The following is a 17354-nucleotide window of genomic DNA, read 5'->3' as shown; positions in this document are numbered from 1 at the left end:
TAAGTGGGAATACAACTAAAATAAGCTTGAAATGACTTATTTTAAAGATATCTAGGCATAGTGGATGCCCGGTACTTACGCTATTCTGTCGCGTACAGTTAATATCCTGTATAGAGAAGTAATCTTCATGATACGGGCAAAAGTAAGAAAAAGATTTTATTCATATATTATTTTTTTTCAATGACTGGCGGAATAAGCTTATAGATAACTGGTGTTACTATTCGGGATAACAACGTGGAACTGATCAGCCCACCGATCATCACGATAGCCAATGGGGATATCAAAGGATTACTCGACCAGGCAATAGGTAACAGACCACCAATAGCCGTAAGCGACGTTAATATAATCGGTAAAAAGCGGATTTCACCTGCCTGTTCAATAGCGTCGTTCAATGCTACTCCTTCCCGTCTTAGCTGATTCGTGAAATCTACTAACAGGATCGTGTTTTTCACCTCAATCCCCGCCAGAGCCACCAGGCCAATGGTGGCGACAAAAGACAGGGTATTTCCCGTAACCATTAACGCCAGAACCGCACCTACGATACCCAACGGAATCACGGACAAAACAATCAACGTACTCTTAAACGTCTTAAACTCCAATACCAACACAGCGATAAACAAAAATACGGTCACCATGATAATGGTACCAAATCCACCGAAAGCAGCCTCTCTACTTTCTACCTCACCCCCCATTTCGTAAGCATAACCGTTCGGAAAAGGAAAAGCATCCATTTTTTTGATGACCTCCTGAATCACATGATCATTTGAAAAACCTTTGGCAACGGAAGCATTTACAGAGACCACCCGGTTTTTGTCTTGGTGATAGATATTAGAAGGAGAAGATTCGAATGCCAAAGTTGCCAGCTGTGTAAGCGGAATAGCCGTTCCTTCAACATTATTGACAAAAATACCGTCAAACACCGTCATATCAGGCATATTCGGTCTTGGAACGGTGATCATAATACGGTATTCGTTGTCGTCCACCTTGGGATCCGTGTATGTTCCAACCTCATATCCGGCCAACGCGATCCGTACCGTTTGATCTATACGTACCGTGGGCACGCCTAAAGCCATGGCCTTCTCCCTATTCACCACGACATGCAAATCGGTTTTCTTATTTTTTAGTGGATTATTTATATAGACATTGCCCGGCGTCTTTTTTAATAACTCTTCTACATCAGCAGCCAAACGTTGTAAGGTATCTAAATCGTCTCCAAACAAACGTACTTCCACAGGTGAAATCACGGGTACGCCTTGCTCAAAGTTTTTGACTTCGATTTTGGCACCCAAATAATTTGTCCATTTCTGGCGCAATGCTTCAATCAGCAATTCCTTTTCTTTTGCCTTCACATCATTATGCAGCTGCACAAAAATATCAGCATGCCCAACGTTTTCGCTCGCCTGGCTCATATTATAATAAATCGTTGGATTCCCTTTACCCACATTGCTCGTAAAATATTTAATATCCGCTATCTGGCGAAGCTCATCCTCTATTTCCCGGGTGATACTATCCGTCGTTGTTAAACTGCCTTGCAACGGTGCAGCAATGTGAATCATGAATTGCGGTTTTTCAGATGGCGGAAATAACGAAAAGCCCACAACAGGAATCAAAGCTAGGGAAGCCAAGAATATACCCAATGCGATGACAGCAGTTCGTTTCGGATGTTTCAAAGCTTTGTCCAACCACACCGCATAAGTATTGTGTATCAATTTCTTCAATACGCGTAAAATAGCATTACCATCTTCAGAAATATGGGGTTTCAACAATTTGCTTGCTAGAAAAGGAACAACAAGCAAAGCAATAAACATAGAACCAATTACGGATGCGATAACAGCAGTCGGCATACTGCGTATAAAATCCCCCGCCATTTCTGGCATAAACATTAACGGAAGAAAAGCAATTACCAGTGTAACCGTACAACCAACAACAGCTAAAGCGATTTGATGCGTTCCTTTAATCGCGGCTTCCAAGCGTGAATATCCATCCCGCATCCAACGCTCGATGTTTTCAACGACTACAATACTATCGTCCACGACCAGTCCCAGGGCAACGACAAATCCGACAATGCTAAGCTGATTGAGCGAATAACCGACGAGATTCAGCGTAATGAGCCCTAAACCCAGCGACAGCGGAATAGCGATCATGACGACCAGCGATGCACGTGAACCTAACGGTAGCAATGTAAAAAGCACCAGGGTAATAGCGATGACAAAATCCACTCCAAGACCACTTAATCTACTATTGACCTGCTCGGCTTGGTCAAAGTTTACGATAAAGTCAACATTCGCGGGAAGTGTTTTTCGAAATGCTTCAAACACTTGATGATAGGCTTTCTGCGTATCGCTGATATTCATGCCCCCTTTTTGGGCCGCATTCACCAATACCGCATGATATCCATTCAATCTTGTGACATGTGCAGCTTGTCCAAATGTCGGATATACCTCGGCAACATCGCGGAGCAAAATGTTTCGCCCTTCCGCACTCGAAACAACGGTATTCTTAATTTGTTCAATACTTTTATAATCGCCACTGGTTGTCACACTGAAGGACTTTCCGCCGGCAACGACCGCACCGCTGGGAATATTTTGATTCTCGCTTTGTATGGCCTGCACCACCTGATCCATAGGTATTTTTAAGCTGGCGAGCCGTGACAGGTTTAAATCCACCCGAATAAGTTGGTCGGGCAAACCGCTGATCTCCACATTTTTCAGCGCCTTTACTTTTTCTAGGCGAGATTTCAAATCATCGGCCAAACGTTTCATCGTCGATGTCGATGCGTTTTCAGAAATTAAAGCGGTTTGGATCACACTCACCGTGGTCGGGTCGACTTTCTTTACCTCCGCACGATAAATATTTTCCGGAAGCTCTCCGCTAGCGGCGCTCAGTTCCCGTATCAGTTCTTGATATTTTGCCTCATAATCTTCTCCATACACATACTCCACAAAAATAACAGCTACACCGTTGGTAATCGTTGTCTTGATACGCTTTATCCCATCCAAAGCATAAAACCGGCTTTCCAACGGTTTTACAACCAGTTGCTCCATATCTTTAGGACTTGTTCCGGGGTATACTACGATGACAGGAAAACTCACTGGTTTCATCTCTGGATCTTCTGCCCTTGGCATAGTCAAAATAGTGCTAATGGCTACAACTACAACCATGAGGACCATAATCAGTGTAAACTGATAATTTTTGATGGGATATTTGATGAAGTTCATATCGAATTTCCTTTATTTTTCTATCACTTTTATAGGGCTTCTGTCAACTAGATACGGACTACCCGATACGATCAATGCAGTCGCTTCTTCCAGTCCGGAGGAAATAAATACATCATCCTTGTTGATGGATGCGATCTGTACCTTTACTTTGCGGGCCGTCTTTCTATCATCCGTCACAAACACGTATCCTTCTTTTCCGTTCCCTTCTAAAAGAGATTCATATGGAATGGTCCATGCCGAATGTTGCGCTGACCGTAGTTGCATATAGGCTTTGCCGAACATACCTGCAGCTAATTTGGCTGGAGCATTGGCCGTTAGCGATAGAAACACACTAAAAGTACCTGTTTTAGGATCTAGCCCTTTAGATTTCTTCCGGACAACCGCACGATAGGTTCCCTCCCCTAACACATCTGATGAAATCCGGGCACTATCCCCTTCCTGGACAGCTGCCCATTGCCGGTCGGACACCCCTACTTTCAATTGCCAGTTCCCGTCATTTGCTCCATTTATCTGCAAAACGGGTGTACCGGGGCCAACCACTTGCCCTTCCTGGGCCAGCCGTGCCAATACGTAGCCATTGCTTGTCGACCGTATTTCGGTGTACTGTTCGTGGAAACGTGTACGCTTTATATCTTGCTGTGCCAGGTCGAGCGCTGTCTTTGCATTTTGCATCTGTTCCAAGGTAGCAACGCTATCGTAATACAGTTTACGAGCGCGTTCGTAATCACGCTGCGCTTTTTTCAACGCCAGCGATGCCTGGGAAGCCATTGTCTCCACTTCATCCTTATGCACCCGGGCGAGTAGTTGTCCCGTTTTAATAGGATCCCCCTCGCGGACATAAATCTGTTCAATAACACCTCCGTTTTTAAACCCTAACAGGGTTTCATCGTCCGTAGTAAATGTGCCTGTGGCTTCAAAAGTGGCATTGATTTCGTTTGCATGTAAGGTCATCAGTGTCACCGGAATGGTATCGGTATCTGGAATGGCCAATGAGCGATTTGCTTGGCCACAAGAAAATAAGAAGGCAAAACAAACTGCAGAAACTAAAAGATTTAAAAATGATATTTTCATGGTTGAGGGATTTGAAAGGTTGCAGATTCACGTTCCAATTTAGCCAATGCTGCCAGCATCTGTAACTGACTGATATTGACAGAAAGTTTTGCTGCAGTATATTGGCTACGCGCGTCAATGGCTTCCATATAGCTATTAACGCCTTCGTTGTAGCCCCGCTGTATGAGTCGCTGATAAGTAGATGCAGCTTCTAACTGCGCTTTTGATTTTTCGTAATTTTTGTGTGCTGCCAGCACGTCATTCCGGGCAACTTTTGTGGCCAATGTCAACTGTTGTTCCGCCTGCGCTTTTCTATTCCATGTTTCGGCAAGGTCGATTTTTGTCTCCTCAATCTTCAAACGGTTTCTATTGCCCTGAAAAAGAGGCATGGACAAGGTCAGCCCAACCATAAAATAACGCGAATCCTGGTTAAATTTTAGACCCTCTGCCTGGGATCCCAAGTCAAGAAATCCGCTTACTTTAGGGACCAGATACTGTTTGTTCATCTTCAATGCAGATTCCTGCATCGCTATCCCCGTCTGCAAGACGAGTAGTTCTTCGCGCTGGGAGATATCAATTTCGCCTCCGTACTGTACGCTCCATTTCTCTTCTAAGAAAAGCGTACTATCCTGTTCAATAAACGCATCGGCATCCCTATTCAATAATGCATTGAAATACAAAGAACTGTTTCTTATGTTCTTTTCTGCTTCGGCAAGTTGCGATTCAATTTGTGCTATTTCCGCTTTCGCCCGAACGACATAAGCGGGCAATCCCTTACCTGCTTCTAACAGCTTCTGATTAACCCGAAGCCCTTCATGGGCTAATTCCAACGACGATTTATAAATGCCCTCTATCTCCAGGGCGCTGATATATTGATAATATGCCTGCTTAATTTCCTTGACTAATTCACGTTTATAAATCCCTATTTCTGATTCCTGTAGACGCACCGCATCCGTTTTAATCTGTTTGTTATGGGCAATATCTGTATTGACAAGCGGGACCACGGTTCGCACCTTTGCATCATAATAATTCTGCGGAAGAAAATTAATCGTTTCATTCTGTATTTGTGGGAATGCGTGAGACTGTGTGAGCGCATTCAAGGTATTGTAAACGGGATTAAGCATGTCGCCCACCGGTAAATTAATGGATCGCCCGCCTTTCGCATGCGTATAAGCCACGTCTAAGTCAATAGCAGGTAGATACATAGACCTTGCGACCTGTAAGGCATTCATCGCCCGCTGCAGCGAGAGATTTTTCTGCTGGAGCACCAAATTATGATCTAGCCCTTCTTCAATATAATCCAATAGTGGTGATGTCTGTCCGGAGATGTTCGCGCCGGAAAAACAAATGAAAATCAAACTTATGAATACCGTCCTCATTATTAACAGTGTTAAGTTTATGTTTAAAATTTTTTATTTAGTGGATTCGAGATAATGCACAAGGACGCGAAATGCGCTTTCAATCATGCGTTCCTGATCCTCGTCTCCGAAAACAACATGCATCATACTTTTAAGATGTCCCGAAACGTATAATGCACACATACCATGCACAGAAGCCCAAGCTTCCATCGCTACATGAATGGTATCCAACCCCTTAAAGTAACCTTCCTCCTGACAGTCCCGTATAGTCTGCAGGAGAAAATCAAAAACACGTTCGCCTTCATCCCATGCCGCTTCAACACAGTTAATTTCTAAATACTGCATCGGATCTTTCATGATAAACATAAGTTCATAGAAATCGGGATGTGTAAAGGCAAATTTAATATAACATCTTCCCAGTGCTTTCAACCGCTCGAAAGGAGATTCGACCTGCATCAACGGCTGGAAATCCTGCCGCAAAAGCTGAAACCCTTCTTGATGCAATGCATAGATAATATCGCTTTTATCCTTATAATATAGGTATATTGTCGTCGGACTGAATTCGATTTCCTTGGCTATTTTCCGAATGGAAGTAGCTTCATAGCCTGCTGTGACAAACAACTTTTTAGCTGCTTCCAAAATACGCTTGCGCAAATCTTCTTTATGCCTGGTCTTCCGTTCTTGTATACCCATGTAATTTTTTTTCAGAACAAAAATAGTGAACACTGTTAAGTTTCACAAATACTAAAATGAAATAGCGAAAAAAACAAAGCCCCCGCAAAACTGCAGGGGCTTCAACCTCACCTTAAACCACACTACTCACAATTATTTGACGTCGATAAGTCTTTTGGCAACGATTGCATCTTCTTTCTTACCGACGGTTACCTGCAATACACCATCCGTATACGCTGCTTCAATATCATTGTAATTGACGGATTCCGGAAGGGAAAACGAACGGGTGAATGAGCTAAAATTAAACTCTTTTTTGCTGTACAATTTGTCTTCCGACGAGGACTCTTCTTTCTTTTCAGCAGAAATAGTGATCAAGTTCTTGTCGACATTGATTTTAAAATCTGATTTCTGTAATCCTGGAGCCGCCAATGAAATTTCGTATGCCTTTTCAGTTTCAGCGATATTCACGGCAGGAACACGCGTTACTAAACGGTCTGAAATGAACGAATCGTTGAAAAAGTTGTCAAAAAAGCTATTTACATACGGATTGACAACGTCTGAATTTACAGTTTTGTTTGGGAATTTGATTAATGCCATGTTTATATCCTCCTATTTTTTCTTGTTTATTTTATGCTTGGTATTGATCAAACGCTATACCGAAGCTATAAAAACAAGAAAAGAAGACATTATGTCTTTAAAAAATAAAAAACAACGACACAATGTCACTAATTTACATAAAAAAAGAAATATCTTATTTCTTATAACATAAAGACACGACGGAATGTACACGGTCATGACCGAATGGAGGTGTTGTTTTACGAATGGAGACACGTGCTTCATGAATAAAAGCATAACGGTCCTGTATATTGGAAAGAATTTCGTGGGCAGCGGACTCCAGAAGTTTACGTTCTCTTTTCATAACCTTACATAATAGATCATAGAGTTCAGCATAATTAACCGTATTTGACAGATCCTCCGCGTCGGTATTGTCAAAGGGAAAGTAGATAGACACATCCACGAAAAACTCATTTCCCAAAATACGTTCTTCTTCGTAGTACCCGATCGGTGAAAAGAAACGCACATCCTTAAGTGCCACTTCCTGTGTGATAGAACCCATATACAAACATATAAAAAAATGAAACCGAGATGTAAATAATATGATAAAAGAAAAAATAATTAGATGAAACCTGTAAATTAATACATATTATTGTTTTACTATAAGCATCAAAAAACATATATCTCATGCATATTCAATTCGGAAGCACATTATTATTTCTGATATTATCCTTAAGCAGTATGGCGCAGACAAAATTCAAACCAGAAGACACAGAATTTTATTCTCCTAAACCTCCTGTAGTAACGCTTAAAAATCAGGTACCCAGTGATGCCATCGTTCTCTTTGATGGAACAGACCTAGACCAATGGGTAAGCCGTAATAACCCCGAACAGGCCGCTACGTGGACTGTAGAAAATAACATTTTAACCGTTAAACCTAAAACAGGTGACATCCAGACCAAACAAACATTTGAAGATTTTCAACTCCATGTAGAATGGAAAAGTCCGGAGATCGTAAAAGGCGAAGGCCAGGGGCGTGGAAACAGTGGTATATTTCTTCAAGGCAGATATGAAGTACAGGTACTGGACAATGACGACAATCCCACCTATGTCAACGGGCAAGCTGGGAGCATATACAAACAGCGCCCTCCTTTGGTGGAGGTAAGAGCAACAGAAGACAAATGGCACCGTTATGATATCATTTATAAAGCCCCGCGCTTTAATAAAGATGGTATGCTGATCAGCAAAGGTAGCGTTACCATCTTACATAATGGTATATTGATACAGAACAACACGCAGATCGAGGGTACGACAGAATATATTGGTTTACCAAAGATGGAGGCACATGGCGCCGGCCCTATTATCTTACAGGATCACAACAATCCGGTGAGTTTCCGCAATATTTGGGTTAGACCATTATGAAGGATAGAGACGTCACCAAGCAGCGTCTCTACCTTAACTAACATTCATAAATTGCGTTAAATAGCTGGTTGCGATGTCTTTTCGTAGCTATCGTTATGCACATGAGCCACAGCTCTGCCTGAAGGATCGTTCATATTCTGAAAAGAAGCATCCCAAGCTAGCGCTTCTGGGGTACTACAAGCAACCGATTTCACCGATGGTACCGTCATGGCTGCTGCTTCCGATGGAAAATGCGACTCAAATATCGAACGATATAAAAACTCTTCTTTATTTTTTGGCGGATTAACAGGAAAACGCACTGCTGCTGTTTCAAATTCGACATCAGACACGTTGTTTTCTGCCAGTTCCTTCAACGTATCAATCCAACTGTATCCCACCCCGTCGGAAAACTGTTCCTTTTGACGCCAAGCGATACTTTCAGGCAGATAATCCTCAAATGCTTTTCGCACGACCCATTTCTCCATCCGTCCATCTTTTATCATTTTATCCGCCGGGTTAAGCGTCATAGCGACGTCCATAAACTCTTTATCCAAGAATGGCACGCGCCCCTCTACCCCCCAAGCGGCTAAAGATTTATTCGCACGCAAACAGTCATACAGATACAATTTTTTCAGTTTCCGTACCGTCTCTTCATGAAACTCTTGGGCATTAGGTGCTTTATGGAAATATAGATATCCTCCGAAAAGTTCATCAGATCCTTCACCGGACAATACCATCTTGATGCCCATAGATTTAATAACGCGTGACAAGAGATACATCGGTGTTGAAGCACGGACAGTCGTCACATCATAGGTTTCTAAATGATAGACAACATCCCGGATAGCGTCTAATCCTTCTTGGATCGTAAAGTTAATTTCATGATGGATCGTACCAATATGGTCGGCCGCCTTTTTGGCTGCTATCAAATCGGGCGCACCTTTTAATCCTACCGCAAAAGAATGCAGCTGGGGATACCAAGCCTCTTCTTTTCCTCCCGTTTCAATACGTTTGGATGCGAATTTCTTTGTGATGGCCGCAATAACAGAAGAATCTAGGCCACCCGACAAAAGAACACCATAGGGAACATCTGACATCAGCTGCCGTTGCACCGCATCTTCCAGCGCCTGACGTAGCTTCGTTAAATCTGTTTCCTTATCTTTTACGACATCGTAAGATTCCCAATCACGCACATACCATTTTTGAGGTTCACTTCCTTCTTTACTGTATAGGTAATGTCCGGGAGGGAATTGCGCCATCTCTACACAAAAACCTTCCAATGATTTCAATTCGGAAGCGACAAAAAGCTGTCCGTTTTCATCTTTACCATAATATAACGGGATAATCCCCATGTGGTCACGTGCAATCAAAAAGGAGTCGTCACGTGCATCATATAGCGCAAAACCAAATATGCCATTCAAATCTTCTATAAACGAAGCACCTTTTGCCAGATACAATGCCAAAATGACTTCCGAATCCGACTGTGTGGTAAATTCGTAATTAGGTAGTGTATTTCGGAGTTGTTGATGATTATAGATTTCACCATTTACAGCAAGAACAACGTTCCCATCTGGACTAAACAATGGCTGACTTCCTGATTTAGGATCGACAATAGCCAAGCGCTCATGCGCTAAAATAGCTTTTTCACTGGTAAAAATACCTGACCAGTCTGGCCCGCGATGGCGAATACGCTTTGACATTTCCAACACCTGCGGTCTCAACTTCTCCGAGGAGAATGGCTTTAATTCAAAAGCACCAACAATTCCACACATAAATTTAAATTTTAATACTGTTTACTAATATTCATTAGAATAATGACACAAAGAAACACATTAAAAAATTAAATTCACAATATTTTTTATTTTTTATTAAAAATAACGCAATACAAATAGCATTTATTTAATAAAATCACACAAAAACAAGCATTTCAGTGCAGACTATATATTTTCACTCATCAAATAATCCCATGCAAAGATCCCCCCTTAGCACCAAGACCATCCACCCTTCGTTCCACGGTTTCGTCCTTAATCAAGTCCGGGGCATGGTGTGGCTTACGACGTGCATCTACAATAACAGGCCCTTTGCATCCCCAATGTTTGAAGGAAGTAAAGCTATCGATACCATAGATATCATAGGCCGGGTTACTGCGGGTAAACGTTATCCAAACAAAATTATTAATGGTATCTGCCGTAAAAGCGGCATCGTCAGCCAATACAATCAGTTGAATGCCATCCCAATCTTGGGATTTCGCTTCTCTACACCAGGCCTCGATTGCTTCAGCTTCTTCTCTATAAGTGGTAAAGGGGCTTCCATCTAGCACGATAACACCCGGTAAGGGCATTTTTGCCTGATTAAACGGGCGGGGAAGGTTTAAGGATAGCGGAATCTCTCTTCGTAACTCCCGCTTTTTCTTTCCTACCGCCGCAAACGTAACTTTTGAACCAGCATTTAGTCCATCTCCGGAATAATCCAACGTATCAATCGTGGTATTGGTCAAAAAATGTAAATCGCGGGTTAGATCAATACGTTCCAAGATATGCATAAAAAATCCGGGGATATCATGAATATTCAATCGCGGATTATCCTCGTGCGCACTGATAAAAAGATATTTTGCCAAGCTTAATTGATTCGTACCTAAGATCTGGTTTGCAATCGTCAAGACCTCCTGCGGTCGGTCGACTTCTTGATAAGGTGTATACCGCTCACTTCCTATCGCAAATAGCAGCGGATGCACCCCCGCAGGATCTACTGCATGAACAGCATGTAGACCATTTATTTGTTGTGGAATAGCGTTACCTGTGATTTCATGAATCAGTGCGCCAAAACTGGTATCTTCTTGTGGCGGTCTGCCAACCACCGTAAATGACCAGATGGGATTTTGACGGTGATAAACTCTATGCACCTTCATCAAAGGAAATGGATGCGTTAAGCTGTAATACCCTATATGATCCCCAAACGGTCCTTCGGGCTTATTTTCATTAGGGTATACCGTACCCGTAATAACGAAATCCGCATCTGCGGAAATACAAAACCCTTCTTCATCATAAAAATAACGAAACCGTCGATTCCCCAAGGTTCCAGCAAAAATCATTTCCGAAAGCCCTTCGGGTAATGGCATCACAGCCGAGAGGGGGTGCGAAGGAGGTCCGCCGACAAAAATACTGACTTTTAAGGGCACACCAAGCTGGTTTGCTTTTGTTTGATGCACACCAATCCCACGATGCAATTGATAGTGAAGCCCGATTTCTTTGTCCTGCACATATTCATTTCCGGATAGTTGTATACGATACATCCCCAGATTAGCCTGCATAATGCCCGGACGTGAAGCATCTTCCGTATACACTTGCGGCATGGTCACAAATGCACCACCGTCCATCGGCCAATTAACGATCTGGGGTAAAGCAGAAATTTGTGTCTGCCCATATAGAATAGGAGATCCAGTTCTCTTCTTCCAGGGGAGCGCGCCGAGTGCAACCATGGATGAGCCTATATAATTAAAGGGATTTTTGAACACCGACATAGGGTTCATCTTCACGTCAACCAATTTTTTGACGTGATCCAATGTATCACGAAACATAAATCTGGAGCGATCCAACGTTCCAAAGAGATTGGAAACCGCCGGAAACTTAGAACCTTTGATGTTTTCAAAAAATAGTGCCGGCCCTTCTGTATCGAATACGCGCATGTGGATAGCGGCCATTTCCAAATACGGATCGACTTCCTCTTTAATACGCACCAAATGCCCGTGTTGTTCTAAATCAGCGACACACGCTGCTAAACTGCTGTACCCCATGCCTTACGAAATATAGTGAACAACAAAAATAACAGAATAACCGGAAAACGGGCAATGACCAATAAAATTACTCTGCTACTCTGCTACAAGGATGTCTTCTAGTGGCGTAAATGTAAAAGGAAAATAAGACTTCCAATTATTATCGATTATCTTATTTACCAGCACAGGTTGCAAAAACTCCGTCGGTCCCGTATTTTCTTTTATATCTCGTTGATACAACAAACCAAACAGCCAATCCGGCAAGGATATCATCCGTTGTACATTCAGTTTCATCTTTAGATTTAAGTAAAGTCGATAGAGATCAACGGCAGAGATTATATTCTCCCCTCCTATTTCCACCACCTTGTAATGAAAATTCGGGACCGGTAAAATCGCTTTCAGCCAACGCACAAAGTCATGTATTCCAATAGGCTGAAGCAACCCGCCGCCGTATTGTTTAGAATAAAACACTACTTTACGGGCGGACATCTGCTGATATATATTATAAAGTATACAATCTTTCCCGACTACTATATTTTTCAGTACCACCGTATAGTCTACCTGAAGCTCTTTCAACAGCTCTATAATGGGCTGCAAAGAGTGTCTATCCATAAGCCTCGCTACATAAATCAGTCTATTGCATTTTAAATACTTCATTAACCGAATAAAATTGCGCAAACAAAGCAATTCCACTCTTACGTTAACACTATCGTCCAACGCCGGCACTTGGGTAAAATAAAAAGACGCATCTATATAAGGTAGCCCCTTACCATCAACTACATCCTCCTTCAATAAATCAATCTCAAATACTTGAGCGTGTATTGGTTCGGACATACGTTCTTCAAACAGCTTCCTGTTTCTCGTGATAGCGAACAAACGGAAATCCCCATCGGCCATCAAGCTGGTACACCGCCGTCCTACATAATTATTGAGTCCGCTAATCAAAATATCCATAAAAAAATCCAGTTATATAATCATCTGAGTTCATAACACAATATGACGGTGAATGTTCACAAAAAACTCCATTTGTTACAAAAAAATAGGCGTTGATATTTGCCGATCCATTTGTCTCCCCTTTGTAAAAAGAGCTCACACACCTAAATAACATCATATTTTACGCTATATTTGCATCAATCGTTAACATCTCCGCTTGGCATTTTCTTGTATGACAAAAAAGGTAATTTTAGTATGGTTCAGGAATGATTTGCGTATTCATGATAATGAAATTTTGCATGAAGCTGTGCAAAAAGGTGACATTATCATACCGGTATATTTCTTTGATCCCCGTTATTTTAGAACAAACGACGTAGGATTTCAGAATACCGGCATCATCCGTACTAAGTTTCTTTTGGAATCCGTTACTCATTTTAAATCTACCCTACAAGAAATAGGGGGTGACTTACTCGTTTTTCATGATAAGCCAGAAGATATAATAGGCACACTATGTGCCAAATACGAAGTAACAGAGGTGTATCACCATAGAGAAGTCGCCCAACGGGAAACGAGCATATCAGAACGTGTGGAGGAAACGCTTTGGAAAGAAAAGATTAATTTAAAACATTTCATAGGCCATACTTTATATCATAAAGAGGATTTACCTATTCCCATCAGGGATATCCCAGATTCTTTCAACGCATTCAAGAAAAAGGTCGAAAAAGAGAGCTTCGTACGGCCGGTCTTGCCAGCTGTCACGCGCATTACAACACATCCACATCTGGAAGCCACCCACATCCCTACATTAGAAGATTTGGGATTTTCACCCGAAGCCATCGCATCGCTAGACAATATAGAAATGCCTCTACAGGGGGGAGAAGAAAAAGCATTGGAAATGATTGAAAAGACGCTCTCTGCAGATTATAGTGATGTAAATGACTATAACCTCATCTCTCCTTATATTGCGCATGGAGCCATTTCCCCAGCTTTTTACTATCACAAAATCAAAGAATATTATCACCCTGCAAACAAAAAGAAATATGATCGATTATTGATGCGTCTTTTATGGCGTGATTATTTTCGATTTATGTTAAAAAAATATCCCAATATATTTTTTAAACCAAATCACACGGACAAAAGCGGGAAAATTGCTTCTAAAGATGATTTAAAAGTATTTATAACGGGCAGTAATCATCCTATTATCGACAAACTAATCCAAGAGCTGCAAACAACAGGTAATTTACCCTATGAACACCGGGATATCTTAGCGGCCTACATGCTACAGGAATGGGATATTAATCATTTAGCAGGAGCTAGTTTTTTTGAAGAATATCTATTGGATTACGCACCTGCGACTACCTACGGATATTGGCTTCACTTTGCCGGATCAGGCACTAGCCCAAAAGACAATTTAAAAACATCGTGGGAAGAACTCTTGAAGAAAAATTATCAAACAAAAAAGATCACAAAATAGTGTAATATAAAGCCCGTTCTTCCTAGAGACACAGCATTTTGTCATATAATTTCTATATGGAAGATTATTTGCCGTTTAAACTCGTTTTTTATTGCATTTATCCATGACATAATATGTAATATTTGTTAACTTTGGGCAAAATTTTTATACGTAAGCTTTCCTCATGGATAAATTAACATATTTGAGTAACGCCGATTCAGGATACATTGACGCGTTATATCAAGCATACAAGGAAGACCCAAATTCAGTAGACGCCAGTTGGCAGAAGTTTTTTGAAGGATTCGATTTCGGACAAACCTACGGAGGAGAAACTATTGCCGAACAAACTCCCGAGCACACCATTAAAGAAATCAAGGTTTTAAACATGATTCATGGTTACCGTGACCGTGGACACCTGTTTACGGAGACTAACCCTGTTCGTGAGCGCCGTAAATATTTTCCTGGAAAAGAACTGGAAACGTTCGGTTTATCGGAAGTAGACATGGATACGGTTTTCAATGCCGGTGTGGAAATTGGTCTCGGCCCTGCAAAACTCCGCGATATTCGTCAATTTATTGAGGAGACTTACTGTCGTTCTATTGGTGCAGAATTTCGTTACATCCGTCATCCCGAAAAAATCAAGTTTCTACAGGATAGAATGGAGGCAGACAGAAATACACCGAACTTCCCCATAGAGACGAAAAAACGTATTTTAAAGAAATTAAACGAAGCTGTCATTTTCGAGAGTTTTTTAGGCACCAAGTTTTTGGGGCAAAAAAGGTTTTCCTTGGAAGGTGGTGAATCTTTGATTCCAGCACTGGACTCTGTTATTCAAAAAGGATCTTCCCTCGGAATAGAAGAATTTGTTATTGGCATGGCACATCGCGGACGCTTGAACGTGTTGTCCAATATTATGGGCAAAGCCTACAAAACTATATTTTCTGAATTTGAAGGAAAAATGTATGAAGCCGACCCAGAAACGCAGTTTGGCGGCGACGTGAAATATCACTTGGGTTTTTCTTCCGATATTACCAGCCAAGAGGGGAAAAATATTCACCTTAGTCTTGCACCAAATCCATCACATCTGGAAACCGTAGATGGTGTGGCAGAAGGTATGGTACGTTCCAAAATTGACATGAAATATGCCGGCGATTCTTCTAAAATTGCGCCTATCCTTATTCATGGTGACGCAGCTGTAGCTGCACAGGGTATTGTATTTGAAACCATACAGATGTCGAAATTGGATGGGTATAAAACTGGCGGCACTATCCATATCGTGATTAACAATCAGGTTGGTTTCACGACAAACTATAAAGATGGACGGTCTTCTACCTATTGCACAGACATCGCAAAAGTAACCTTATCTCCTGTTTTCCACGTTAATGGGGATGATGTAGAAGCATTAGTATATGCGATTAATCTGGCCGTAGAATATCGTCAGAAATATAAAACCGATGTGTTTATCGATTTATTAGGCTATAGAAGATACGGACATAACGAAGCAGATGAACCGAAGTTCACACAACCTTCGCTATATAAACTCATTGAAAAGCATCCGAATACCTTGGCGATATACGTAGACAAATTGATTAAACAAGGTTCTATCGATGCGGCGTACGCAAAAACACTAGAAAAAGATTTCCGTGCGATTTTGCAGGATCGTTTAGATGCGGCGAAAACGGTAGAGGAGATTAGCGATGAACGTCCGATGTTTGCGGGAGCATGGAAAGGTCTTCGTCCGGCGAAACAATCGGATATTGGCAAACCCGTAATCACGAAAGTTACTAAAACGTTATTTTTAGAACTTGCCAAGGAAATGAATTCTTTACCGAAGGGCAAGAAATTCTTCCGGAAGATTACCAAAGTATATGAGGATCGATTAAAAATGATCGAAACGGACAAATACGACTGGGCGATGGGTGAATTAATGGCTTATGCCACATTATTGAACGAAGATTATCGTGTCCGTATCTCTGGACAAGATGTGCAACGCGGTACATTCTCGCACCGGCACGCGGTCGTTACATTGGAGGATTCGGACGAAACGTACACCCCGCTTAGCAAATTAAAGGGAGGGGATAAGTTTAGTATCTACAATTCACTGCTTTCAGAATATGCGGTATTAGCGTTTGAATACGGCTATGCATCGGTGAATCCCAATTCATTGACGATTTGGGAAGCTCAATTTGGTGACTTCGCCAATGGTGCACAGATTGTATTTGACCAATATATCTCCTCGGGCGAAACAAAATGGAAAAGATCGAACGGACTCGTTATGCTTCTTCCTCATGGAATGGAAGGACAAGGCCCAGAACACTCTTCATGTCGTATCGAACGTTATTTGGAATTGAGTGCCAACGACAATATTATTGTAGCCAATTGCACAACGCCTGCAAACTACTTCCATCTCTTACGTCGTCAGCTTCATCGCGACTTCCGTAAACCGTTGGTGGTGGCAACACCGAAAAGCCTTTTACGGCATCCGAAAGCTGTTTCTTCTCTTGTTGATTTTACGCAAAAAAGTTTTCAAGAAATAATAGACGATGCAAATGTAACGGCCAAATCTGTAAAACGTGTTGTCTTATGCTCGGGTAAGATCTATTACGATTTACTAGAAAAACAAGAAGCTGATAAACGTAAAGATATTGCACTTGTACGTGTAGAACAATTATTCCCGATTGCATACGATCAACTTGAAGCGCTGCGCAAAAAATATGCGAAGGCAGAATTCGTATGGGTACAAGAGGAGAATGAAAATATGGGAGCATGGCCTTTTTACTGCCGCAAACTCAGTGGTTCACCGTTCAACCTACGTGTTATTGCCCGCCCGGAAAGTGGATCACCAGCTACAGGCTATATGAAACGTCATTTGGCACAACAAGCAGAGATAATTAATAAAGCATTCGAAATATAAAACATATCAACAATTATCCTTGTTGTTGATA

The 17354-nt window shown here is 41.7% G+C and carries 12 protein-coding genes; 3 read left to right on the top strand and 9 right to left on the bottom strand.

Going from position 1 to position 17354, the window contains the following annotated elements:
• Positions 1–167: 167 nt before the first annotated feature.
• The 6 genes from H8B06_RS01155 to H8B06_RS01130 form a co-directional block, all read right to left on the bottom strand.
• Entirely contained in the window at positions 168–3218 is a 3051-nt protein-coding gene (locus H8B06_RS01155; protein ID WP_190992441.1) for an efflux RND transporter permease subunit, read from the bottom strand.
• A 12-nt stretch (positions 3219–3230) separates the two neighbouring features.
• Positions 3231–4289, bottom strand: a complete 1059-nt coding sequence (locus tag H8B06_RS01150; protein ID WP_190992440.1) for an efflux RND transporter periplasmic adaptor subunit — start codon at positions 4287–4289, stop codon at positions 3231–3233.
• A complete protein-coding gene (locus H8B06_RS01145) occupies positions 4286–5647 on the bottom strand; it encodes a TolC family protein (protein WP_190992439.1) in 1362 nt (453 codons plus the stop codon). Before H8B06_RS01145 ends, H8B06_RS01150 begins: the two co-directional genes overlap by 4 nt.
• Before the next feature lie 33 nt (positions 5648–5680).
• Entirely contained in the window at positions 5681–6319 is a 639-nt protein-coding gene (locus H8B06_RS01140; RefSeq protein ID WP_190992438.1) for a TetR/AcrR family transcriptional regulator, read from the bottom strand.
• 132 nt (positions 6320–6451) lie between these two features.
• A complete protein-coding gene (locus H8B06_RS01135) occupies positions 6452–6895 on the bottom strand; it encodes an Hsp20/alpha crystallin family protein (protein ID WP_190992437.1) in 444 nt (147 codons plus the stop codon).
• 154 nt (positions 6896–7049) lie between these two features.
• Positions 7050–7415 carry a dihydroneopterin aldolase gene (locus H8B06_RS01130; RefSeq protein WP_190992436.1) on the bottom strand — a complete coding sequence of 122 codons (366 nt, stop codon included), beginning with the start codon at positions 7413–7415 and terminating at the stop codon, positions 7050–7052.
• Positions 7416–7540: 125 nt separating this feature from the next.
• Here H8B06_RS01130 and H8B06_RS01125 point away from each other — a divergent pair, with 125 nt between their 5' ends.
• The gene (locus H8B06_RS01125; protein ID WP_190992435.1) at positions 7541–8275 is read left to right on the top strand and encodes a 3-keto-disaccharide hydrolase; all 735 of its coding nucleotides are present in this window, start codon (positions 7541–7543) and stop codon (positions 8273–8275) included.
• 56 nt (positions 8276–8331) lie between these two features.
• Here H8B06_RS01125 and asnB read toward each other — a convergent pair whose 3' ends face one another.
• The 3 genes from asnB to H8B06_RS01110 all read right to left on the bottom strand — a co-directional run bounded on the left by asnB (position 8332) and on the right by H8B06_RS01110 (position 12977).
• Positions 8332–10023 (bottom strand): asparagine synthase B, encoded by a 1692-nt coding sequence (asnB, locus tag H8B06_RS01120; protein ID WP_190992434.1) that lies wholly within the window; start codon positions 10021–10023, stop codon positions 8332–8334.
• Between the two features lie 182 nt (positions 10024–10205).
• Entirely contained in the window at positions 10206–12044 is a 1839-nt protein-coding gene (locus tag H8B06_RS01115) for a UbiD family decarboxylase (RefSeq protein WP_190992433.1), read from the bottom strand.
• 75 nt (positions 12045–12119) lie between these two features.
• Positions 12120–12977, bottom strand: coding sequence for a Rossmann-fold NAD(P)-binding domain-containing protein (locus tag H8B06_RS01110; protein ID WP_190992432.1), 858 nt, complete (start codon positions 12975–12977; stop codon positions 12120–12122).
• A gap of 211 nt (positions 12978–13188) precedes the next feature.
• Here H8B06_RS01110 and H8B06_RS01105 point away from each other — a divergent pair, with 211 nt between their 5' ends.
• Positions 13189–14430, top strand: a complete 1242-nt coding sequence (locus H8B06_RS01105) for a deoxyribodipyrimidine photo-lyase (protein WP_190992431.1) — start codon at positions 13189–13191, stop codon at positions 14428–14430.
• A 163-nt stretch (positions 14431–14593) separates the two neighbouring features.
• Positions 14594–17323, top strand: a complete 2730-nt coding sequence (locus H8B06_RS01100; protein WP_190992430.1) for a 2-oxoglutarate dehydrogenase E1 component — start codon at positions 14594–14596, stop codon at positions 17321–17323.
• The last annotated feature ends 31 nt before the right edge of the window (positions 17324–17354 follow it).

This window comes from Sphingobacterium micropteri (assembly GCF_014692515.1).
GTDB classification, from domain to species: Bacteria; Bacteroidota; Bacteroidia; order Sphingobacteriales; family Sphingobacteriaceae; genus Sphingobacterium; species Sphingobacterium micropteri.
Note: the sequence above shows the minus strand (reverse complement) of the source record. Positions and strands in the feature narration are given on the sequence as shown.